Source organism: Gluconobacter wancherniae NBRC 103581 (assembly GCF_007988885.1).
Classification (GTDB): Bacteria; Pseudomonadota; Alphaproteobacteria; order Acetobacterales; family Acetobacteraceae; genus Gluconobacter; species Gluconobacter wancherniae.
In genome coordinates, this window is the sequence record NZ_BJUZ01000002.1 from 724,281 (window position 1) to 746,922 (window position 22,642).

The 22,642-nt window shown below is 56.7% G+C and carries 21 protein-coding genes; 11 read left to right on the forward strand and 10 right to left on the reverse strand.

Annotated elements, in window-relative coordinates; all coding sequences use genetic code 11:
- Positions 1-5 precede the first annotated feature (5 nt).
- The 6 genes from GWA01_RS10400 to GWA01_RS10425 form a co-directional block, all read right to left on the reverse strand.
- Positions 6-1,427 (reverse strand): cytochrome ubiquinol oxidase subunit I, encoded by a 1,422-nt coding sequence (locus tag GWA01_RS10400; protein WP_146797412.1) that lies wholly within the window; start codon positions 1,425-1,427, stop codon positions 6-8.
- 211 nt (positions 1,428-1,638) lie between these two features.
- Positions 1,639-2,757, reverse strand: a complete 1,119-nt coding sequence (locus GWA01_RS10405; protein WP_146797416.1) for a DUF2125 domain-containing protein — start codon at positions 2,755-2,757, stop codon at positions 1,639-1,641.
- Between the two features lie 168 nt (positions 2,758-2,925).
- Complete coding sequence (locus GWA01_RS10410; protein WP_146797820.1) at positions 2,926-3,720, reverse strand: lysophospholipid acyltransferase family protein; 795 nt, start codon at positions 3,718-3,720, stop codon at positions 2,926-2,928.
- A 67-nt stretch (positions 3,721-3,787) separates the two neighbouring features.
- On the reverse strand, positions 3,788-4,381 hold the full coding sequence (locus tag GWA01_RS10415; RefSeq protein ID WP_146797419.1) for a YdcF family protein: 594 nt from the start codon (positions 4,379-4,381) through the stop codon (positions 3,788-3,790).
- Positions 4,378-5,277, reverse strand: coding sequence for a cell division protein FtsX (locus GWA01_RS10420; RefSeq protein ID WP_146797422.1), 900 nt, complete (start codon positions 5,275-5,277; stop codon positions 4,378-4,380). Before GWA01_RS10420 ends, GWA01_RS10415 begins: the two co-directional genes overlap by 4 nt.
- On the reverse strand, positions 5,274-5,942 hold the full coding sequence (locus GWA01_RS10425) for a cell division ATP-binding protein FtsE (protein ID WP_146797425.1): 669 nt from the start codon (positions 5,940-5,942) through the stop codon (positions 5,274-5,276). The genes GWA01_RS10420 and GWA01_RS10425 overlap by 4 nt, the downstream gene beginning before the upstream one ends.
- A 133-nt stretch (positions 5,943-6,075) precedes the next feature.
- Between GWA01_RS10425 and GWA01_RS10430 the strand changes: the two genes are divergently transcribed.
- The gene (locus GWA01_RS10430; RefSeq protein ID WP_186819536.1) at positions 6,076-6,549 is read left to right on the forward strand and encodes a zinc-ribbon domain-containing protein; all 474 of its coding nucleotides are present in this window, start codon (positions 6,076-6,078) and stop codon (positions 6,547-6,549) included.
- Positions 6,550-6,581: 32 nt separating this feature from the next.
- Here GWA01_RS10430 and GWA01_RS10435 read toward each other — a convergent pair whose 3' ends face one another.
- A complete protein-coding gene (locus GWA01_RS10435) occupies positions 6,582-6,992 on the reverse strand; it encodes a hypothetical protein (RefSeq protein WP_146797431.1) in 411 nt (136 codons plus the stop codon).
- A gap of 119 nt (positions 6,993-7,111) precedes the next feature.
- Here GWA01_RS10435 and GWA01_RS10440 point away from each other — a divergent pair, with 119 nt between their 5' ends.
- From GWA01_RS10440 to GWA01_RS10460, 5 genes are all read left to right on the forward strand, one after another.
- Positions 7,112-8,932: an ATP-binding protein gene (locus tag GWA01_RS10440; protein WP_146797434.1), complete on the forward strand. Its 1,821-nt coding sequence runs from the start codon at positions 7,112-7,114 to the stop codon at positions 8,930-8,932.
- A complete protein-coding gene (locus GWA01_RS10445) occupies positions 8,929-10,860 on the forward strand; it encodes a response regulator (RefSeq protein WP_186819537.1) in 1,932 nt (643 codons plus the stop codon). The genes GWA01_RS10440 and GWA01_RS10445 overlap by 4 nt, the downstream gene beginning before the upstream one ends.
- Positions 10,861-10,924: 64 nt before the next feature.
- Complete coding sequence (gene hslV, locus GWA01_RS10450; protein WP_186819553.1) at positions 10,925-11,503, forward strand: ATP-dependent protease subunit HslV; 579 nt, start codon at positions 10,925-10,927, stop codon at positions 11,501-11,503.
- Positions 11,503-12,825 (forward strand): ATP-dependent protease ATPase subunit HslU, encoded by a 1,323-nt coding sequence (gene hslU / locus GWA01_RS10455; protein WP_146797443.1) that lies wholly within the window; start codon positions 11,503-11,505, stop codon positions 12,823-12,825. Before hslV ends, hslU begins: the two co-directional genes overlap by 1 nt.
- Before the next feature lie 13 nt (positions 12,826-12,838).
- Entirely contained in the window at positions 12,839-13,276 is a 438-nt protein-coding gene (locus GWA01_RS10460) for a SufE family protein (protein WP_146797449.1), read from the forward strand.
- 59 nt (positions 13,277-13,335) lie between these two features.
- Here the strand turns inward: GWA01_RS10460 and GWA01_RS10465 are convergent, their stop codons facing one another.
- The 3 genes from GWA01_RS10465 to GWA01_RS10475 all read right to left on the reverse strand — a co-directional run bounded on the left by GWA01_RS10465 (position 13,336) and on the right by GWA01_RS10475 (position 16,889).
- The gene (locus GWA01_RS10465) at positions 13,336-13,584 is read right to left on the reverse strand and encodes a hypothetical protein (protein WP_146797454.1); all 249 of its coding nucleotides are present in this window, start codon (positions 13,582-13,584) and stop codon (positions 13,336-13,338) included.
- A 106-nt stretch (positions 13,585-13,690) separates the two neighbouring features.
- The gene (locus tag GWA01_RS10470) at positions 13,691-14,335 is read right to left on the reverse strand and encodes an energy transducer TonB (protein ID WP_146797460.1); all 645 of its coding nucleotides are present in this window, start codon (positions 14,333-14,335) and stop codon (positions 13,691-13,693) included.
- 127 nt (positions 14,336-14,462) lie between these two features.
- Positions 14,463-16,889, reverse strand: coding sequence for a glucose/quinate/shikimate family membrane-bound PQQ-dependent dehydrogenase (locus GWA01_RS10475; protein ID WP_146797464.1), 2,427 nt, complete (start codon positions 16,887-16,889; stop codon positions 14,463-14,465).
- A gap of 289 nt (positions 16,890-17,178) precedes the next feature.
- Here GWA01_RS10475 and rpmI point away from each other — a divergent pair, with 289 nt between their 5' ends.
- The 5 genes from rpmI (at position 17,179) to lpxB (ending at position 22,632) form a co-directional block, all read left to right on the forward strand.
- Positions 17,179-17,382 carry a 50S ribosomal protein L35 gene (rpmI, locus tag GWA01_RS10480; RefSeq protein ID WP_011251850.1) on the forward strand — a complete coding sequence of 68 codons (204 nt, stop codon included), beginning with the start codon at positions 17,179-17,181 and terminating at the stop codon, positions 17,380-17,382.
- 14 nt (positions 17,383-17,396) lie between these two features.
- Complete coding sequence (gene rplT / locus GWA01_RS10485; protein WP_146797469.1) at positions 17,397-17,753, forward strand: 50S ribosomal protein L20; 357 nt, start codon at positions 17,397-17,399, stop codon at positions 17,751-17,753.
- 97 nt (positions 17,754-17,850) lie between these two features.
- Positions 17,851-18,921, forward strand: a complete 1,071-nt coding sequence (gene pheS / locus GWA01_RS10490) for a phenylalanine--tRNA ligase subunit alpha (protein WP_146797473.1) — start codon at positions 17,851-17,853, stop codon at positions 18,919-18,921.
- A gap of 1 nt (position 18,922) precedes the next feature.
- A complete protein-coding gene (gene pheT / locus GWA01_RS10495; RefSeq protein WP_146797478.1) occupies positions 18,923-21,391 on the forward strand; it encodes a phenylalanine--tRNA ligase subunit beta in 2,469 nt (822 codons plus the stop codon).
- A complete protein-coding gene (gene lpxB / locus GWA01_RS10500; protein WP_146797482.1) occupies positions 21,388-22,632 on the forward strand; it encodes a lipid-A-disaccharide synthase in 1,245 nt (414 codons plus the stop codon). Before pheT ends, lpxB begins: the two co-directional genes overlap by 4 nt.
- Positions 22,633-22,642: the final 10 nt, after the last annotated feature.

The following is a 22,642-nucleotide window of genomic DNA, read 5'->3' on the forward strand; positions in this document are numbered from 1 at the left end:
TTGGTTTACTCCGCCATGCCAGCGTGTGGATGATGGGAAACCTGCGTGGTTCCGGCGGACATGTGCGGTTCGTGCTCTGATGGCCCTTCCTCACCGGGATGAGGTTCCTGTGCGAAGGAATGCAGCAGGATGCCGATGCCACCGGCAAACACGATGAAATACACAATGACGAACGCAACCATGGAGGTGGCGATGCTCGGCAGAGCAATGGCGGACACGCTGTCGGAGGTCTTGAGCAGGCCGTAAACCGTAAATGGCTGACGTCCTACTTCCGTCGTGACCCAGCCGCAGAGCAGTGCGATGAAGCCGGCAGGCGACATCCACAGCGCTACGCGATGCAGGAGTGTGCTGTCATACAGACGGCCCTTCCAGCGCAGGTAGAGCGAGAACACGCCGATCAGCGCCATGAGCATGCCCAGGGCCACCATGATGCGGAACGAGAAGAACAGCAGCGGCGAGTATGGACGCAGGTCTTTGGGGTAGTCCTTCAGGCCCGGTACTTTGCCATCGAGGCTGTGCGTCAGGATCAAAGAGCCGACCAGCGGAATCGCGACCTTGAAGTGTGTGGTCTCGTTTTCCATATCCGGGATGCCGAACAGCAGTTCAGGTGCGCGTCCCTCGGATTCCCAGTCACCTTCCATCGCTGCAATCTTGGCAGGCTGATATTCAAGGGTATTAAGCCCCTGTGTATCGCCAGCCAGAACCTGCATCGGCGAAACGATGGCGGCCATCCACATCGCCATGGAGAACATCAGGCGGACCTGTTCGGAAGCCTGACGTCCCTCGCGACGTGCCTTGAGCAGGTGCCATCCACCCACGCCTGCCACGATGAATGCCACGCAGAGGAATGCTGCCAGGCCCATGTGTACGAGGCGGAACGGGAAGGAGGGGTTGAAGATGATCTTCCACCAGTTTCCCGGCAGGAAACGGCCGGTTGCGGTGTCGATGATGTAGCCCTGAGGTGTCTGCATCCAGGAGTTGGACGCCAGAATCCAGCTCATCGAGATGAGAGTGCCTATGGCAACCATGCAGGTTGCACCAAAATGCAAACCTTTGCCGACCCTGTTCAGGCCGAACATCATGACGCCAAGGAAGCCTGCTTCGAGGAAGAAGGCAGTCATCACTTCGTAGGCGAGCATCGGACCGAGTATCGGACCGGCCTTCTGAGAAAACTGCGACCAGTTGGTGCCGAATTCGTAGGACATCACCAGACCGGAAACCACACCCATCGCGAAGACGACGGAAAAGATCTTCAGCCAGTATTTGAAGAGATCGAGATATGCACTGCGTCCCGTGCGGAGCCACATGCCTTCAAGGACTGCAAGATAGGATGCAAGTCCGATGGAGAATGCCGGGAATACGATATGGAACCCGACCGTGAACGCGAATTGAAATCGCGCGAGAAATAAAGCCGATAGGCCAAACATGCCGAGCTTGCCTTCCGTCCGGACGACGGAGCACAGATTGCCGGCATGGCTGCGTCAGAGGCCGGGATACTGCGCTCGCGCCATGAAAAGAGCGTTAGCCACCGCAGCGATGCTGCGCGGGGCCTGGCCCATCCAAGTCAGAACAAGTGAAGGCAGCGGAAGTTTTCTTTTGCCGGACACAATTTTGACATGGATCAAACCTGATGCGGGTCTACCCCTGCCTGTGTGAGGCGTCAAACATTCTCGTGATAATTGATAAAATTTTCGTGTTACCGAAGGTTGGCGTACCTTGGTGCACATCTATCGGGAGCATTATGGGGCGGCCACGCGGATAGCTGGCCGAAGAATCGCCGTCTTGGACAAAGGCTGCGAGTTCTTCCTGAAATTTGGGAGGAAGCTGGCTCTGGAGTATCGGCGACTCAAGCAGCAGATGTGCTGCGTCATGCCATTGAAAGATCCGCAGAGTTGCGGTGCCGTCGAGGTTCGGCATGGAAAGGCGTGCGGACAGATCTATTGTTGGGTTACGATCCTGCCTGTGAATTGACGCCCGGCAGTGCTGCAGCAGCAAGGCACTGTAACCGGACATGGAGACAAGTGAACTGTGCCTGTTCTGAGTGCCCGCAAGAGACACTGCTATATCAAGATCGTCCACTGTTCCGCTCCAGCCTGCCAGCAGCCCCGAGCCAGATAAATGTTTTGCGGACAAGCGCAGGCCTGTGCGTGTTTCTGTAGGCCCGGCTGAGGGTTTCACCCAGCTCTGTGCGGTAAAGCCCGTCAGATCCATCTCAGTGAAAATATGCAGATTTTTTTGTGCGGTGAGGTGTGCACTCGCTCCACTGAAATGAATCTTTCCCGAGTTGAGAAAGAATCCATGGAGGGTATCTGTTGTCAGTGTGAGGGTAAGGTCCGGGGTGACGCTGCGGAACGCCTGACGTCCCTTGAGGGTGAATGCCAGACCCTGATGTGTCCAATCTAGCCAGGAACCTCCAAGAACAAGTGCGCTCCCAGCCCATGCGGCAGTAATGTCTCTGGATGGCGGCCTGACGTGGGGAGCATCAAAAGTCAGCTGAGCCCCGAAGGGCCACCCAGATTTACGGCGCCCGCTATCCGAGATTGTCCATCCATGCTGGCGGGCGTCTGCAATTACGAGATCTGCGGAAGCGCCGAGACGATTCTGTGCAATGCGCCACGCCAGTGCGTCTGTGAGGAGCATGCAGGTAACGGCAAGAAGCGTATAAAGAGCATAATGCAGGTAACGGACAGTAATCAATCTGTCTCGACTGCCCTTGTCCTTGAGGCGGAGCCAAAGCTCAAAGACGAGGGTGCGCATTTTTTATCCCCAAGAGAGGTTTAGTAGCCATTATTGAGCGCTTAAAAGGAGTCTGGAGGCAATATTTCGGAGAGTTTCCAGTTTTTCATCTGATCGTGAAGGCCCGTTAATGGCTGTATTCCGGGATTTTTATCATGGTAAAGTGCTTTGAAAAAAGAACGCGAAAAATTATGCCGGATTTTTCTCCGAAACTTTGTCAAGAGGTTGTGAAAGAAATAAATCAGCTGCCTCCACAGAGTTATCCACAGGATCGCGCGGAAGATCATAGGTTGCGCACAACTCGTCCCAACTCTTTTCCAGTGCGGGAATGAATTCTTTCCTGTCTTTCGTCGCTGGGAGAGGCTTACCGATGACAACATTCAGGGTGCCTGGGTTCTTTCGCCATTGGCTGCGCTCCCAGAATAGACCTGAGTCCGTTACGACGGGAATTACAGGCACGGAAGCCTGTCGGGCGATGCCAACGATTCCCGGTTGGATGGGATGACGTTCACCGGGCAGCGTGCGCGTTCCTTCAGGAAAAATGATGATGCCCCGCCCGTCTTCGTAAGCATCGGCAGTCGCTTTCATCATGCCGCGAAGCGCTTTGGCGCCATCACTGCGTTCGACAGAAATCATGCCGCTGAGAATCAGCATAGGCCCGACGAAAGGAATTTTGGTGAGCTCGCGCTTGATCACATAGGCCGGTCTGGGCAGCAAATTCATCCAGATGAAGCCGTCACAGAATGACTGGTGCTGGGACGCGATCAATACTGGCCCGATAGGGAGGTTTTCCCTGCCAACGACATTAATCCTGATACCGCAGATTTTCCCGAGCCCTGCCAGAACGGCTTTGGACCATAATTTTGCATAGCGGAGCGCCAGATTCCGTCTCCCCGAGAGGCGGATAGGCAGAGCCCCGATTCCCATGACGATCGTCAGCAGCAGTAGGTAGGCGTTAAACAGCAGGCCACGGAAAATGCTCATCATGGCTTTGTGCAGACCAGAAAACGCGCTTGCAGACAAGAGAGCGTTAACTGGAAGTGCTGCTTGTTCAGTGTTGGCTCAGCCCGTCAGTTCCGTCTGGAAGGCCGGTCAGGAAGCTGAGTTCAGCGCCAAGGAATTTACTGTATTCCCGGAGCAGTAGCCATATTGTTGGTCGGGACAGAGGGGAATCCAATGCCGGAGGAACAACCGGGTAAGGAATAAGAGTGAGGTCCGGGTCTGTGCGACTGATTTCAAGCAGTGCACGGCGCATATGATATCCGGCCGTGACAATCAGCAGCTTATGAAGCTCGTGAGTGTGCGCCCAGTCCGCTGTTTCATGGGCGTTTCCAATTGTGCTGACTGCGCGCCTTCCGAGTGTGATTCGTGCAGAAAGCGATTCTGGCAGGGGCTCCTGGCCCACTTTTGAAAGGTGATGCAGCGTGACATGGGGCCCCACCCCTGAAATCAGCAGCAACTGACCGTAGCCGCCTTTCAGAAGGGACACTGATGCATCGATCCGGGATTGTCCGCCTGTCAGGACGACGATGCCATCGCAGACAGGGGCAACAGGAGGTGGGGTGCGGGCATCCATGACGAACCAGACAAACCCTGCTGCCCAGAGTGCGACGCTGATCAGTATCAGGGCAAGCAGGCGCTTCACGGCAGGCGTCGTAGCCAGACAAGCACGACGCTCTGTGCCGTCAGCCAGCCAAGAAGTGCAGCCAGGAAGGGGAGTGAGGCCAGCATCTCAAGGAGAGAGTGTGGGAGCACGGACAGCGTAGCACTCCACGCTGCGAGCGTGTCAGCGGGAGGTGGCGGCTGAGCATTCTGGTCTTGAAACGGCGCGAGCAGGCGCGCGAGAAACATGAGGATGGGAGCGAGCGCGCCAAGCCCCATGATGCCACCCAAAAGGCTGAGGCCAGCGGCTCTACGCGCGATTTTTCCAGAGATCTGTCTGTCCGTCGCGCCAATGGCGTGAATGATTTCGACGGCTCTGCGCTGTGCGGAGACAGAGCGTCTTACGGTAATGCCGACCGAAAGTACGGCAACCGCTGCAATCAGGCTGACTGCTAGCCAGGCACACCCTACAAGGCTACGCCCCAGACGCTGCAACCGGATGCTCCAGCGCATATCTTCTTCGATGATGGCTTCGGGAAACAGGGCATGGACGACAGCTTCAAGGTCAATGCCATGTTCATGCCGCACGATAAGAACGGTGGGTAAACTGAGGGCGGGTGGTTTTCCAGCCTTGTCGTCGGTTTCGCCAAGCCATGGAGCCAGCAAGCTACGCACTTTTTCCGGTGTTAAGAGCTTGGTATCCGTAACGCCAGGGGTCTCGTGCAGGGTTTTGAGCAGGTGGTCCGTTCTGCTTTGTGCGTGATCGGCATCGGTGGGGATTTCGATTGTCGCCGAGCTTTGGGCAGCAGTATTCCAGCTTTCGGCCAGCGCCTGAATTCCTGTGAGGCCTGCTAGTGCAAGGCCCGCAAGCATGGTCATCAATGCGACGAGAACCGGAAGACTCCCGGATCGAAGGCCGGGTGAGATGGGACCACTCATGCGAAGTCCGATCTGTCGAGAGTGCCATTGCGCAGATTTATGGATGGCGCCGGTGCTTCCCGCACGAGCATTTCGTTATGGGTCGCAACAATAACTGTCGTTCCCATTTCCACCAGTTGCTGAAAGGTAAAGAGCAGCCTTCGTGCCTGCGACTCTTCCAGGGCATTTGTAGGTTCGTCTGCGAGGAGCAGGGAAGGGCGACCGATTAGTGCGCGGGCAATTGCGACGCGTTGTTGTTCCCCGCCAGAAAGTTCGCGGGGGGAATGCCGTGCAAGCCTTGCGACATCGAGCCATTCGAGAACTGAAAATGTTTCCTGCTCGATTTCGTCTTTTTTTGCGCCACGGAGGCGAAGTGGCAATGCAACATTGTCAAAGACGCTCCATTCACCAATCAGCCGGTAATCCTGAGGGACAAAGCCAATCCGACGCCTTAATTGCGTGAGCGAGTTACGCCGTGCATTGGTGACGGAGGTTCCAAGAATACTGAGTTTTCCGCCAGAAGGCTGTTCCCCGAGCGTGAGGAGTTTCAGAAAGCTTGATTTGCCCGCACCGGATGGCCCGAGGAGCCATCGGAAGCCGCCCTGTGGGACGTCTAGTGTCAGTCCGTACAGGATGGGTTTTCCCGTCCCGCGAGGTTGCATGGACACGTTGTCGAGGCGGATCATGGCCCGAACTTCACTTCAGGATGTATGGCGTTCACCGTTCATTAACTATTTTTCAGCATATTGCGTGAAAAAGGAAGAGCCTGGAAAGAATGTCCCTGCTTTCAGGTGTTTCGCAAGTCCAAGGAGCGATTACGTGCGCCTCGAATGCCCCCATTGTCATGCTGTCTTCGAGGTTCCTGAAGTTCTGCTTGGTAAAGCAAAGAAGTTTCGTTGTGCCAATTGCGGCGAGACATGGGAACCCGGTGACGTGGAAGCGGCTGAAGAGCAGTCTGTTTTGGAGCCAGAGGAACCTGCATCATCGGAGCCAGCAATGTCTTCTGGTGCAAGGCAGCTCTGTTCTGGCTTTGAAATGTCTTCGAAAGCGGCACATGATATGTCTGACCGCAGCGTCGTCGCAGAGCGTGAAGGGTTTGGCCAGCTTCGTTCCCAGAGAACGAGGAATGGAAATGTTTCTGTGGGCGACGAACAACCAGTGAAGCCCGTGGCGATGATTGGCAGCAAAGGCTCCTGGGCCGTAGCATGGTGCTGCAGCGTGGTGATTGTGGCGGGAAGTGGCGCTGCCCTGTGCCGCTGGTATGGCGTTTTTGGGCATATGTGGCCGAAATGAGCCATTAGCCGCCTCTCAGCGGCTACCGCCTGTTACATGTTGCGGGCAGCGAGTGCTGAAATCGTGGCACCAATAGCGGCGATGGCCATCAGCAGGAAGCCGTCAAAAATCAGCGATGCGGGAGTGAGCAGGTGGCTGCCGATCTGGAGCTGATAGGGAATCGTGCTGGCAACGTGGTTCATGATGTCGCGGGCCTGCGGATCTGCGTTGGCAGCACTCGTGGTAATCGCACCGACGATGTGGGGCAGGATATACCAGCCAATCCCCAGAATCAGGAGAAGCGGTGCAAGCAGTTCTGCGATTTGCTGAACGAAATAGAACGCAAAATAACTGATCGACCACATGCCGGTTCGGATCAGAGCGCCCACCGCGATGGGGCCTTTTGCGTCGTCGCGCGTGCCTATGAGACGATCCGCAACATGACGGGGGGGCTGCATATCCATGATACGACTTCCAGTAATCCGGTGTCGGGGGTTAGTCTTCGCCCCTTAGATAAGTCGGACGAACGCTCTGGTCCCGACTAGCTGCAAGAGACCGTCAATGCAAACTTTCCAGTGTTCCCATGCCGTTTTTTGAGGCCGATTATCACGCTGTGATGCCAGAAACACCCAAAGTGTTGCTGGTTGAGCCCGATGAGGTTCATTCCCGCCGAATCTCCCGTGTCCTCTCGCGGCAGGGGTTTTCCGTCGTGCGGTCCGTGAGTGGTGAAGCGGCGCTTGTCGCGATTGAGCGCTCGATCCCTGATCTGGTTGTTGCCTGCTCCGACTTGCCGGGCATGACGGGGGGACAGCTCGCGCGCAGATTGCGTCTGGACGCCCTAACGCGGACAATTCCCATTTTGATGCTGACGCAGGATGCGTCTGCGGGCCTTGAACGTGAGGGGCTGGAGAGTGGCGCAGACGCTTATATCTCCAAGTCCGCGCATCCAGACCTTCTGGTATTGCGTATGCGCGCGTTGCTGCGTGAAGGACCGGAGCTCGTGCCGGTGGATGAGGCTGCCCGTCTTCGTCGAGCAAGAATTGTCATTGTGAATTCCCCGCGTAATGACGACGGCGATGATGAACTGTCTGATGATGCGCCGGAGACGACCCTTGGAGAGTTGCTCTGGCGGGACGGTCACACTGTTACGTCCATAGAGCGCTCCAATGATCTGATTGAAGGCGGATGGCTGCGTGGTGCGGATGCGCCTGACTGTCTGGTGATCGAACTGGGAAGTGGGCGGGAGGATCTGGAGTTTTGCCGGTTGCTGGATGCACGCCGACAGGTTGTGCTTGAAGCCGGCGGTATTCCTTTCCGGACACTGGGAATAGTTGAGGCTGCGCGATTCAGGCGGCAGTCATCCGGAGAATTTTTTGAAGCCGGCATCGATGATTTGGTGCCGAGTGACATCGCTCTGGAAGCTTTGGCGCTACGGATCAGAACGCTGGCGCAGAGGCGCATGGCGCAGGACGAGTTCCGCCAGCAGGAAATAGAGCGTCAGCAGAATGCGCTTGCTCTTGAGGCTGCAAGAGCCAAGGCGGAGATGGCCGAGGCGCTTTCTCAGGCGAATACGGAGCTGGCCCGAACCAATGCCCAGCTGATACAGGCGCAGGCCAAGCTGGTTCACACGGCAAAAATGGCGTCACTGGGAGAGCTGGTCGCGGGCATTGCGCACGAAATCAACAACCCGCTCGCGTTTACGATTGCGCATGCAGATACCGTTTCCCGTACGCTCCGGAGTCTTCGCGCACTGGAGGGATCAGACGAAGCAAACGCCCTGACCGAGAAGGGGGCTGCGCGTCTCGATTCGATGAAGCTGGGTCTTCAGCGTATTCAGAATCTTGTGCTGAGCCTCAGGCGTTTTTCGCGTCTGGACGAAAGTGCGTTTCAGAAAGTGGATGTCCCCGCGGCACTGGAGACGGCACTTGCACTGCTTGCTCATAAGCTTGGCAAGGGCATTGAGGTGCTCAGGGATCTGCAGGCGCCTGTGCATCTGGTCTGCCAGCCTGCTTTGTTGAATCAGGTGGTGATGAACATCGTCTCCAATGCTGCGGATGCATTGGCGGATACGTCTGCTGAACGTGAGCGGCCGCAGGGCCGAATAGTCATTTCGTCTGTGATGGAAGACGGACGGTATGAAATCACGATTGCCGATGATGGACCGGGTCTGCCTGTTGATCTGCGTGCGCGGGTTTTTGAACCTTTTTTCACTACCAAACCCGTTGGAACCGGCACGGGGCTTGGGTTGGCTATTGCCTATGGGGTGATGGAAGCTCATGACGGGACCATCGAAATTACGGATGCCAATTTGCCGGATGGGCGTGGTGTGGGGGCATGTTTCCGCCTGAGCATTCCCGTTCGTATGACTGAAGAGGGGCCGGTTGCGATCGGTCGTCCATCATGATCTGGAACTCTGCCGAAGAACGGCCTTCAATTCTGCTGGTCGATGATGAGGAGGAAATTCTCGTTGCCCTGACGGATCTGCTGGAAGACCAGTATGACATCCTCTCGACAACGGACCCTCTGCATGCCCTGGAGATTCTAAGGGCTCATCCAGATATCGCGACCATCATTTCTGATCAGCGCATGCCTGGTCTGACAGGCGACCAGCTTCTTGCGAAGGCCCGGACGTTTTCGGATGCACGAAGCATCCTGCTGACGGGCTACGCGGATCTGGATGCTGTGGTTTCGGCGCTCAATCAGGGGCAGGTGCAGGCTTATGTGCACAAGCCATGGGACTCTGATGCCTTGCGCCCGCTTGTTGGGGAGGTCACGCAGCATTGTCTTGCACAGAGGGCATTGCGGACGGAGCAGGCTTTGCTTCGGGGATTGATGGAGGCGCTTCCAATAGGTCTCGTTTTTTCCGACGCGCAGGGACGCTGTATCCGCAGTAATGTTCGGAACCGGGCGGAAGTCGCGGGTGAAGATGAACTGACGCATTATCCCCGGCAATTGCGCTCCAGAATTAGAGAGATGCGCGAAGAGGTTGCCCGGCAAGGTCATGACGAGCAGATTGTTGCCGAGGAAATTCCCGATGTGGATGGGAAGGGCGGGGTCCAGACCCGTTGGCATGAGGTAACGCGGCTTGCTCTGGCCTGGCCGCAAGGAGCTCCATCGTCGGAGGCATGGCAGGTCTGCATGGACCGCGATGTTACAGGGCGCGTTCTGATGGAGAGCCGTCTACGGCAGGCTGACAAGTTGCAGTCTCTTGGCACGCTGGCAGGCGGTATAGCTCATGATTTCAATAATCTGCTGGCAGCGATTTCAGGCTCTTTGGAGCTGCTGGAAGACGTCACCGACTTCGATGAAACGGGCCGAAATCTGCTGAAAAATGCTGTGGATTCTGCGCAGCGCGGGGCTGTCCTGACGCGCCGTCTTTTGCAGTTTGGCCGCCCGCGTGAGGCACGTCTGGCGCCTGTGAAGATCGACGGGCTGCTGCATGATCTTCGTGATCTTCTGGCCCAGAGCCTGAAAAGACGCGACGGGGGCGCTGGCAAGGAAAAGCTGGCATGTGCGCTTTGTGTCAAGGATATGCCTGAGAACGTTCCGGATATCTGGTCTGACCCGGATCAGCTGGAAATGGCGCTTCTCAATCTGTGTGTGAATGCACGTGATGCCATGCCGCATGGTGGGCATGTTACGATCGAGGCTCGGGTGGTGCCGCAGCGGATGAAGGACCTGCCTGTGCAGTGTTCATCGTCTGTTGCTGTTGCGTTGGATGTTATTGATCAAGGTGAGGGCATGTCTCCTGAGGTCATGAAGCGCATCTTTGATCCGTTTTTCACAACGAAAGAGGTTGGGCGGGGCACCGGGCTGGGACTTTCGGGTGTCTATGGGTTCGTAAACCGGAGTTATGGTGAGGTGCTGGTGGAGAGCACGCCGGGGAAAGGAACGCGCATGACGCTTGTTCTGCCTGCCGCTCTGCAAAGCGCACCCCCTGCAGTCAATCCGCGCAAAATTGAAGAGCGTTCTGCAGCGAACTCCACTCAGGCGCAGAAAATTCTGGTTGTTGACGATGAGGATCCCGTCAGGCTCGTTACCGAAGGCTTTTTAAAGCTTGAAGGGCATGACGTTGCTGGGGCTTCGTCCTTGGAGGAGGCTTTGGCCAGTGTCGATGAACGGGGTGCGTTCGACGTCGCTGTGATCGATGTCAGAATGCCGGGGCATGACGGGGTGGCCTGTGCGGAAGCGTTGCGCCAGATCTTGCCTACGCTGAAAATATTGTTTGTTAGCGGTCATACTGGCGACGTCCTGGCGCGTGGGCTTGCAGATGCTCTGCCCAAACCGTTCACACAGGAAAGTCTGCGGCTGGCTCTGGCGCGTCTGGACTAGCTGTAAGGGGTTCCAGCGCAGGGGCCTCTTGCGTCTGCGGCTGGCACTCCCATCTTCTGGTGTGATGTCTTACCAAAACAACTCCCATGATCCGGTCGGCTGGCATGGCACGACCATTCTCTGTGTACGGCGGGGCGCGCAGGTCGCCATGGCTGGCGATGGACAGGTTTCCCTTGGGCCGACGGTCATCAAGGGGAATGCCCGGAAGGTCCGTCGGATCGGTCCTGGTGGCAACATCTTGGCTGGCTTTGCTGGTGCGACGGCAGATGCCTTCACGCTTCTGGAGCGTCTGGAAGCAAAGCTCGAACGTCATCCGGGACAGCTCGAACGCGCTTGCGTGGAGCTTGCAAAAGACTGGCGAACCGATCGTTATCTGCGTCGGCTGGAAGCTATGATGGCGGTGGCGGATGAACATCGCTCTTTTACCCTGACGGGAAATGGAGATGTTCTGGAGCCTGAGGACGGCATTGTGGCTATTGGTTCCGGCGGAAATTATGCGCTGTCTGCTGCCAGGGCGTTAATCGATATTGATGGCATGAGCGCTGCGGATATTGCGCGCAAAGCAATGCGGATCGCTGGTGATATCTGTGTCTACACTAATTATTCCGTGACGATGGAAACGCTAGGCGAGGAGAACGTCTGATGGATGTCCCTAACTTTCGTCCGGGCGAAATCGTCGCGGAACTTGATCGCTTCATTATCGGGCAGAATGATGCCAAGCGCGCAGTCGCCATTGCAATGCGCAACCGGTGGCGCCGGGCGCAACTCGCTGAAGTAATTCGTGACGAAGTCGTTCCAAAAAATATTCTGATGATCGGCCCGACGGGCTGCGGAAAGACCGAGATCGCAAGGCGGCTGGCGCGTCTGGCTCAGGCGCCGTTCCTCAAGATTGAGGCGACCAAGTTCACGGAAGTTGGCTATGTCGGGCGCGACGTGGACAGCATTGTGCGGGATCTGGTGGAGGTTTCGATCAATATCCTGCGCGACGTACTGCGGAAAGACGTTCAGGGAAAAGCGGAAGAGGCCGCTGAAAACAGACTGATCGAGGCTCTTGTCGGCGAAAAGGCATCTGCTGACACCAAGGTGAAGTTTCGCCAGATGCTGCGTGATGGTGCGCTGGAAGATAAGGAAATCGAGCTTCAAATCACCCCTGATCCGCAAGGGGGTGGAGAAAAGGGCGCAGGCGACTTGCCGGGTTTGCAGCCAGGGCAGGTTATCAATTTCAATGACATGGTGAAGGGCTTCATGAACCGGATGCCCAGCCGGAAGAAGCTGAAAGTATCCGTCGCGCGGGAGCAGCTTATTCGGGAGGAGGCAGACAAGCTTCTGGATGATGAGGCGCTCAAGCGCGAGGCTGTTGCCCACACGCAGGAGCATGGAATTGTTTTTCTTGATGAGATCGACAAGGTCTGCGCGAATTCCGAACACGGAACGCGGACGGGGGATGTCTCGCGTGAAGGTGTGCAACGCGATCTTCTCCCTCTGATCGAGGGCACGACGGTCAGCACAAAATACGGCCCCGTGAAAACGGACCATATCCTGTTCATTGCCTCGGGTGCTTTCCACATTGCGAAGCCTTCGGATCTGCTGCCGGAGCTTCAGGGGCGGTTGCCGATCCGCGTTGAACTGTCAGGCCTTACCCGCGATGACCTGAAGCGTATCCTGCTGGAGCCCGAGCACTCTCTCCTCAAGCAATATATTGCTCTGATGCAGACAGAAGGGGTGGCGCTGGAATTCAGTGAGGACGCCGTGGATGCACTTGCGGAATTGGCCGCAGATATCAACGAGCGTGTCGAGAATATTGGCGCACGCCGTCTGGCGACTGTTCTGGAGCGTCTTTTGGAAGACATTTCGTTCTCTGCGTCCGAGCGTAATGGCGAGGTGGTGCGGGTGACGGCTGCGGATGTTCGTGACAAGGTGGCGCCGCTTGCCCGCAAGGGCGATCTGAGCCGGTTTATCCTGTGACGGAGATCTGAGTTTGAGTGACCCTTTTTTGTTGCCGCAGGAAGATAGTGCGGCAGCTGCGATCAGTGAGATTGAGTCTGAGCTGGCGCTCTTTGATGACTGGATGGAGCGCTATCAGTACATCATAGAAATGGGGCGCAAGCTGCCTGCTTTCCCGGAGCAGTGGCAGGATTCGTCACATCGTGTGCCGGGATGTCAGAGCCAGGTATGGCTGGAAGCAGAAGAGCGCGAAGGCAGGCTTCTGTTTGCGGGTGCATCGGATGCAGCGATTGTGCAGGGGCTCGTTGCACTGCTGCTCAGAGTATATTCAGGGCGTTCCGCTGAGGAAATTCGCCAGACGAGCCCTGTTTTTTTACACGACATGGGGCTTGTCAAAGCACTTTCTACAAATCGTGGAAATGGTGTGGAGGCTATGGCGAACGCGATCCAGAAGCGTGCTGCCGTCATCTGATATGTATCAACTCATCTGAAGATGAAGCCTGCTGACAAATGTCAGCAGGCTTTTCTTGTTTAATGACCTTGAGTTGCCGGTGCTGCTGGCATTGAAGGCATGGAACCCATGGATGGCATTTTACCTGCAGAGGCAGGTGTTGCGCATTTCGTGAATTTGCCTTTTTCGTCACGGCAGGGAGCAGGTTTCTTAGGCGCTTCACACTTGGTGAATTTTCCCTTTGCATCCCGACACGGCTTGGCATGGGCAATCTGCCCACCGAATGCGGCGACGGCCATTGCAGCGAATGCGATCTTGCGGAGCATCATTGTTCCATATTTCCGTTATGGCTGCCCTCCATAAGGGCGGCGTTGTTACGGATTATGAAAGAAAAAGATCGACACTCGCAAGTTTGACGTAGCGAGTGGCGAAAAACTATTCGAAGCCGTTGTTTTCTTCTTTTCCTGTACTCCAGTTCAGGGTTCCGTGAAATTGAGCTTCCACGGGCTCACCGTTCTGGAGCGCGGGCAGATACCGGGCCAACGTGAAATATGCGAGCGTGGCCTGACGCAAAGTATCGGGACCGTCTGACGCCACGCAGTCGCGGGCTGCTCCGGCAATGCTTACAGTGCACGTTACGTGGAATGATCCCTGAGTACCGTTCCGCAGAGCTTCGAGCGGGTATCGAGGTTTGATTGTGTGTGAATGATCCAGAAGCGGCATGGTCGACGGCGCATGGAAGAGGTGGAAATTGATTGTTTCCTCCCATGTGGAAGCAACGGGCTTTCCATTGTCATAAGCTGGCAGAAAATGAGACGTCATGACCATCTGAAGTGCCGCCAGACCAAAATCGGGGGCACTGCTTTTCGTGACATTGCATTTCGTTGCGGTGCCGGCTTCCGAGATGTTGCAGGCAAGATGCGCTGATCCGTCCTGTCGTGCCACGGCTTCGGCTGGTGGGAAAAAAAGCCTTGTTCGGTGGTGTTCATCCAGCGTTGCCACTATCGGCGCGCAATAAGCCGACCCCGCAGAAAGGAACATGGACATGACAAGAAAAGCAAAGGTGCGGCGCAGGAGCATGGGGCTTGTCCGGGTCAGTCAATTATATTGCAACATTGAGCAACATTTTTGAGCTGTAAATGCTGTGCCCATAAAAAAGGGGCACCCTAAGGCACCCCTTTTCCGTCACGCGTGTCGCTCTAGAGGATCACTTTTGATCTGGCAGGGCGTAAGCGATGAGGTAGTCACCCATACGGCTGGGGAACGAATTGTGCCCACCAGCATATGTCACGATGTACTGCTTTCCGTTGATGGCATACGTCATCGGGGTGGACTGGCCACCAGCCGGGAGACGATCCTGCCACAGGGTCTTGCCGTTCGTGATGTCATAGGCACGGATGTAATAATCCATGCTGGACGTCAGGAAGCCGACATTACCAGCTGTGGAGAGCGGGCCACCAAGGCTCGGTACACCGATCTTGATCGGCGGGAGCTGGATTGGAAGCGCACTGCCATACATCGAGTCACGCAGGGTACCATTGCGGTGCTGCCATACGACCTTGTTGGTGCGCAGGTCGATGCCGGCAACATAGCCCCAGGGCGGCGTGCGGCAAGGCATCTTGATGCCAACCTTCAGCAGCACTGGATCCAGGAACGGATGGAGGTCTACTGCATACGGGATGCCGTAGTTGTGCTGTAGGCCAGTTTCGCCACCAGTGCCCTTTGCGTTTGCATCCGGCCATAGCGGGTTGCCCGGACCACGGGGTACAAGGCGGGAGACGAACGGTAGGGAGATCGGGTTAGCGAAAGCCACCTGACGCTGCGGGTCCACGGAGAGTCCGCCCCATTCGAACATGCCAAGGTCACCCGGGAAGATGAGCGAACCCTGAAGCGAAGGCGGCGTGAACGGGCCTTCGTAACGCAACTGGTGGAAATAGATCTGGCAGAACATCTGATCGAAGATGGTACCGCCCCAGATGTCGCCATTCGAGATCGGATTCTTCGGACGCAGCGAGAGCTTGGATTCCGGCTGGGTCGGGCTTACGTGGTCACCAGGAGCAGCGCCCTGGGGAACAGCAGTTTCCGGAGCAGGAACGATCTCTTTGCCTGTACGGCGATCGAGAACGAAGATGTCACCCGTCTTTGCAGGAGCATAGATCGCAGGGACGATCGAGCCATCTTTCTGGGTGATGTCCACGAGGCTCATCTGGGAAGGAAGATCCATATCCCACAGGTCATGATGAACCGTCTGATAGAACCAGGCCAGCTTGCCGGTGTCTGCGTTGAGCGCGATTACGCCCGGTGCAAAACGCTCGGACTCCTTGGTGCGGTAGCCGCCCCACTGGTCGGGTGTGCCAACGCCCATCGGAATGTACACAAGATTCAGGTTCTTGTCGTAGGACGACACGATCCAGGAATTTGGTGAATTCGGATGGAAATGCGGGTGATCGTCGCCCGGCATCTGGTTCGGATCAGGGTTGGAGGCGTCAAATACCCATACCAGCTTGCCAGTATAGACATCGTAGGCCTTCGTCGCGCCGGAAGGCTGACGAACTGAACCGTTATCGGTGATCGCGCTGTTGACGATGATCAGCTTGTCCGTGATGACCGGCGGAGACGTCGGTTCATACAGGCCGGCAGTCGTGAAAGGCTGGTGAGGGCCGGCGGGGTTGATTTCGCCGTCTTCGCCAAAGCCATGGCACTTTTCACCGGTTGCCGCATCGACTTCGACCAGGCGACCGTCGTTTACGGGCAGGATGATGCGCTTTGCACAATCGGTCGGAGCGGGCTGGCCGTCCGTGTCGGTTGCGCCGGCAGCAGTCTCATGGAAGCTGACGCCACGGCAGGTCAGATGCTGGAAGCCCGGATCAATCTGAAGCTTCGGGTCATAGACCCACTTCACTTTGCCGGTTGCACCATCAATAGCGAAAAGCTTCTGATGCAGGGAGCAGGTGTAGAGCGTGTTGTCGAATTCGATCGGGGTGGCTTCGTTAGTCGCTTCGCCCGGGTCATTCGAGTTCATCAGGTCGCCTGTGCGAATCTTCCAGGCAACCTGGAGGTTCTGCACGTTGGACGAGTTGATCTGCTTTAGCGGGGACCAGCGGTCACCGGCCTGCGTGCGGCCATAAGCATGCCACTCGCTGTCTGGTACGTTGTCCGGATCAGCAGGTGCAGCATTGGCGATCTGCGTCGGGAGCTGGCCGCTGATGTCGTACGGGTCTGTGAACAGGGATGCCAGCAGAGCCAGAACGCCGAGTCCAACAGAACCTGCCAGAGGAAGCACCGATGCGCGGGTCGCGCCAACCTGACGGTAAACGAAAGGAAGGAGGAGCCAGACGCCAAGAATCAGAACGATATCAAGGCGCGGAAGAAGGCCCCAGATATCGAGACCGACTTCGCTGAATGCCCAGCCAAGTGTTCCGAGGGTAACGAGAGCGAAGAGCCAGAGGGCTGCCTCGTTCTTGCGCCATGCCAGAAAAGCGGTCGCGAGAAGTGCGAGGCCGAGGATTACATAATAGAGGGGGCCGCCCAGAGAGGCCAGCCACGCGCCTCCCACGGTAAGAAACGCACCGCAAAGTGCGAATACCGCGGCCGTTATCAGAGCCCAAAGCCCTGGCCGGGATGTCGTTTTCATATTGTTCCTAGAGCTGTGTTTCGGATGCAGCACTGTGACTATCGGAAAAAGCACATGAAGGCGGGGGCGGGTCAAGATGTAGGAACCTTCATGTTCCTCACGTCTCCGTGATCAATGTCACGTGATCGTGTTTGTGAGTGCTTTGATATCAAGAGTCTTCTTGTATGTATGAAGGGTATCCGCTAAGGACCCCACTTCGCGCACGCGTCCGGGCCTCTAGGTGGCATGCCCGGCCGTGCAGTGTTGCATCCTGGTATGTGACCATTCGTTTACGGCGAGGGAGACCGAAATGCCCAAGATGAAGACCAAGTCGTCTGTCAAGAAGCGGTTCAAGATTACCGCAACTGGCAAAGTGATGTGCGGACCTGGCAACAAGCGCCATGGCCTTATCAATCGCCCCCAGAAGATGAAGCGCACCAACCGTGGTCCTCAGACCATGACGGATATGGATGCGAAGACAATCAAGCAGTGGGCGCCCTACGGGCTTTCGTAAGGAGATAAGGTACTATGGCACGTGTTAAGCGGGGCGTAACGTCGCACGCCCGTCACAAGAAAGTTCTCGAACTTGCCAAGGGTTACCGCGGCCGTTCTTCTACGAACTACCGTATTGCTCTGGAGCGCGTCGAAAAGGGTCTGCAGTATGCATACCGCGATCGTCGCAACAAGAAGCGTGATTTCCGCGCTCTCTGGATCCAGCGTATCAATGCAGCCGTTCGCGAGCATGGTCTGACCTACAGCAAGTTCATCTTTGCTCTGGACAAGGCTGGCATTGAGATCGACCGTAAGGTTCTCGCTGCTATTGCTTTTGATGATGCCGCCGCTTTCGGTGAAATCGTCAAGAAGGCCCAGGCTGCTATCGCCTAAGGTTTTCCACCTGACCTCCTTGTGGGGCTGGTGACTGGCGGGTCGTCCTGTTATCAGGGCGGCCCGTTTTTTATTTGTGCTGCAAGCGAGGGGCGGTATGGCCGACGATCTCGACACGCTGAAGAATGATACTCTCGCCGCGCTGACTGCCGCGCAGGACCACGCGCAATGGGATGCTGTGCGCGTTGGAACGCTGGGCAAGTCCGGTGCTTTGACAGGGTTGCTCAAACAGCTCGGAAAGCTGGATCCACAGGAGCGCAAAGAGCGCGGGCAGGCGTTGAACCGTCTGCGCGATGAACTCAATGCCGCTGTTGAAGTTCGTGGACGCGAAATAGAAGAAAAGGCGCTTCAGGCGCGTCTTCAGTCCGAACGCGTTGATGTCACCATGCCGGCACCCGCAATTTCCGTTGGCGCGATTCATCCGATCAGCCGTACGATCGAGGAAATGTCTGCCATTTTTGGTGCGATGGGTTTCAGCGTTGCTGAAGGCCCGGATATCGAGAGCCAGTGGCATAATTTCTCTGCTCTGAACACGCCCGAGCATCATCCTGCCCGCACTGAGCAGGACACGTTCTACCTCCCGCCCAAGCCCGGTCAGGCCGAACCACGTGTGCTGCGCACCCAGACATCGGGCGTTCAGGTGCGCACGATGCTTGGACAGGAACCTCCCATCCGCATTATCGCCCCTGGTCGCACATACCGCGCTGATCATGATGCGACGCATTCGCCGATGTTTCATCAGTGCGAAGGACTGGTGATTGATCGCGGAATTACGCTTGGCCATCTCAAGGGCTGCCTGATCGAATTCCTACGGGTTTTCTTTGACAAGCCAGATCTTCCGGTGCGTTTCCGGGCTTCCTATTTTCCGTTCACGGAGCCTTCCATGGAAGTGGATATCGGTTGGTCGAAGACAACCGGCGAAATCGGCTCCGGCTCGGACTGGCTTGAGGTCCTGGGGTCTGGAATGGTGCATCCGCGCGTTCTGGCCAATTGTGGCCTCGATCCTGCGGAGTGGCAGGGTTTTGCTTTTGGAATGGGCATAGAGCGCCTGGCCATGCTCAAGAATGGCATCCCGGATCTGCGTTCATTCTATGACAGCGATCTGCGCTGGCTGCGACATTACGGATTTTCGGCTTTTTCACCGGCTACGCTGACGGAGGGCGTGTAACATGAAGTTCTCTCTTTCATGGTTGCGCGAACATCTTGATTTTACAGCATCTGTTGAGGATATCTGCGCTCGCCTGAACGGCATTGGCCTTGAAGTTGAGGGTGTGGATGATCCGTCTGAGCGCGTCGTTGGTTTTCGCACTGCGAAAATTCTGGAGGCGCATCGGCACCCTGATGCGGATCGCCTTCAGGTTTGCCGTGTTGCTGGCGGGGCTGGCTCCGAGAATGTGCAGGTTGTGTGCGGGGCGCCTAATGCCCGTGCGGGTCTTCATGTTATCTTTGCCCCTCCAGGAACCTATGTTCCGGGCAGCGGTATCACGATCAAGGCAGGGCAGATCCGAGGGCAGGACAGCGGTGGCATGCTGTGTTCCCTGCGTGAGCTTGGGCTTGGAGAAGAAAGCGACGGTATTGCCGAGCTGCCAGATACGGCGCCGATTGGAATTCCTTACGCACAGTTTGCGAAACTGGATGATCCGGTCGTGGAAATCTCGATCACCCCAAATCGCGGGGATGCGCTGAGCATTCGAGGAATTGCACGTGATCTCGCTGCTGCTGGAATGGGGCATCTGAAGCCGTGGCTGACAGAAGCGGTCGAAGGAGATTTTCCTTCCCCGCTCGCCTGGAAAACCGAGCATCCCGGTTGCCCGTATATCGTCGGCCGTGTCATTCGCGGTGTGAAGAATGGTCCAAGCCCTGACTGGCTTCGGCGCAGGCTCGAATCCGTGGGGGTGAAGCCGATATCTGCTCTGGTCGATGTGACGAATTATCTCACATACGATCTTGGACGTCCGCTCCATGTCTTTGATGTTAAAAAGCTTAATGGCTCTACGCTGACAGTCACGCAGGCCGCTCGTGAGACCTTTCGTGCGCTTGATGGCAAGGATTACGTCCTTGGTACGGACGATATGGTTATCGTCGATGACGCGGGTGTACAGTCGCTAGCCGGGCTTATTGGTGGTGAGGCCAGTGGCGTCGACGATGACACGACGGACGTGTTCGTGGAGTCCGCGCTATTTGATGCCGTTCGGATCGCTCTGACGGGCCGCCGCCTGGCAATTCACACCGATGCACGCCAACGCTTCGAGCGCGGCATTGATCCTGCTCTCGTGCTGAATGGCCTCGAAGCCGCCACGTCTATGATTCTTGATCTTTGCGGTGGGGAAGCCGGGGAAATCACGGAAGCCGGGAACCTGCCAGACTGGAAGCGCACGGCGACGCTGCGTTTTGAGAGACTTGAGACCCTTGGTGGTGTTTCCATGACACCCGACGATGCGGTGCTGTCGCTGGAACATCTGGGTTTTGCAGTGATTGAGCGCGACGAGGACCGTGCGGTATTTGCTGTTCCGTCATGGCGCAATGACGTTGCTCGTGGCAACGCGCTTGCTCAGGCCGCTTCGCTTGATGAGGGTAGGGCCGCGGTTGCATCCAGGCATGTCGATCAGATCGAGGCTGAGTGCGATCTGATTGAAGAAGTCCTACGCCTTTACGGTCTGGACTCAGTGCCGCCGGTTTCGTTGCCGCTGTCCACGATGATCTCTGCTCCGGCATTGTCGCCTTTGCAGAGCCGGAATGGCTTGCTGCGCCGCATCTGCGCTGCTCGTGGTCTTATGGAGACGGTTGGTTTCTCCTTCGTGGCGCATGAAGATGCATTGTTGTTTGGTGATGTGCCTGAAAGCCAGCGCCTGCTGAATCCGATTGCCACAGATCTCGATCAGCTTCGTCCCACACCACTGATCAATCTCGCGCGTGCGTTGTCTCGCAATTTAGCGCGTGGGCTGGGTGTGAATGGTGATGGAGCATTGTTTGAGGTTGGACCGAGCTTCGATGCGACTGGTCAGCATCTACGTCTGGCAGGTCTGCGCGGAGGCCTGACGGCAAGAGAGCCCGGTCAGCCATCGCGTGAGCCAACATTATGGGACGCGAAGGCGGACCTAATGGCTGCCATTCTGGCTCTTGGTGTTCCCGAAGCTTCCTTGTCCGTCACCGCTGATGCGCCCGGCTTCTATCATCCGGGGCGTTCCGGCCTTGTTCGGCAGGGACCAAAAGTTGCGTTAGGGAGCTTTGGTGAGCTTCATCCGGGGATCGTGAAGGCTCTTGGCCTGAACGGAACGGTTGTAGCCTTCGAAGTGTATCTCGATGCAGTGCCGCTTCCTAAAAACAAGCGTCGTACTGCGCCAGCGCTTTCTTCGCTCCAGCCGGTAAGACGCGATTTTGCGTTTCTTGCTGGACCGGATGTTCAGGTGCAGGCCGTGCTGAAGGCTGCGCGTATGGCGGATCGGAACCTTATTCAGGACGTTCGCCTCTTTGACGTGTTTGAAGGAGCCAGCCTGCCTGAGGGGCATCGTTCGATCGGTATTGAGGTTGTCTTGCAGCCTCAGGATGAGAGTCTGACCGATGCTAGACTTGATGCTGTGTCAAAGGCGGTAGAAGCTGCAGTTCTGAAAGCAACTGGAGCTACGCTGCGTCGATGACACCTCCACTGGAACCCGGATCAGCCGGGGCGCTTTTGACAGCGTCCCGTGCGGAAGAACTTTCCCGCCACCGGCATGGTCGTGTGATCTGGATTCTGGCCGGGGAGGCGAGCGGGGACGTTATTGGGGCCCGGCTTATGCAAGCCTTGCACGCCCGAGATCCTTCGCTTGTTTTTGCGGGAGTGGGTGGTGGACGTATGGAGGCACTTGGCCTTCGTAGTCTTTTCCCCATGAGTGACCTAGCGGTTATGGGGCTGGTAGAGGTTCTTCCTCGCATTCGTTTTCTGTCTCAGCGATTGCTGGAGGCGGTAAAGGATATTGAGCTTCGGCGCCCTGATCTGGTGCTGACGATCGATAGTCCAGGATTCACCCTGCGTCTGCTGAGGCGCATTGAATATATGGGGATTCGTAGGCTCCATTATGTGGCGCCTCAGGTCTGGGCGTGGCGTGAAAAGCGTGTTGCGGAATTTCCAGGTCTCTGGGACAGGCTGCTCTGCCTTTTGCCATTTGAGCCAGAGTGGTTTGCGCAACGGGGAATAGAGGCCCGATTCGTTGGACATCCGGTTTTACAGTCGGGTGTTCGCCAGGGGGATGCCCGTCGTTTTCGTCTGCGGCACAATATTCCCGAGAACGCACCTATCCTGATTTTGATGCCGGGTAGTCGACGTTCTGAAGTGCCACGACTGCTTCCCATTTTTCAGAAAATGGTCAAAATTCTGAGGGTGAGATTTCCGAATCTCTGCCCCGTTATTCCAATCGCACCAATCATCGCTCCGACAGTCAGGCATTTGATCCGCAAATGGCCTGATCAGCCCTATGTCGTGACGGATATTCACGACAAACATGACGCGTTTGCTGCTGCTCATTGCGCGCTTACAAAGTCGGGAACATCCACACTTGAGCTGGCTATGGGCGGTGTGCCCATGGCCGTGACTTACAGGGTGAACCCCGTCACGGCGGGTTTTGCGCGGCGGCTGATCAAGGTCCCTTATGTGGCAATGATCAATCTGCTGGCGGGCAGGGAGGTCGTTCCCGAGATGCTGCAGGAAAACTGCACACCACAGAAGTTGGCTGATGTGGTGACGCTTCTGCTGACCGATGCAGCTGCTGCTGAAAAGCAGCGCACTGCGTTTCAGCAGATACTGGAGACGCTTGCGCCGCCAGTGGGCACCCCGGCTGATGCCGCTGCGGCAGAAGTCTTTGACCTCCTTGCCAGCCCAGTAGCGCCACCCGCTTCCTGAGTGCAGGAAT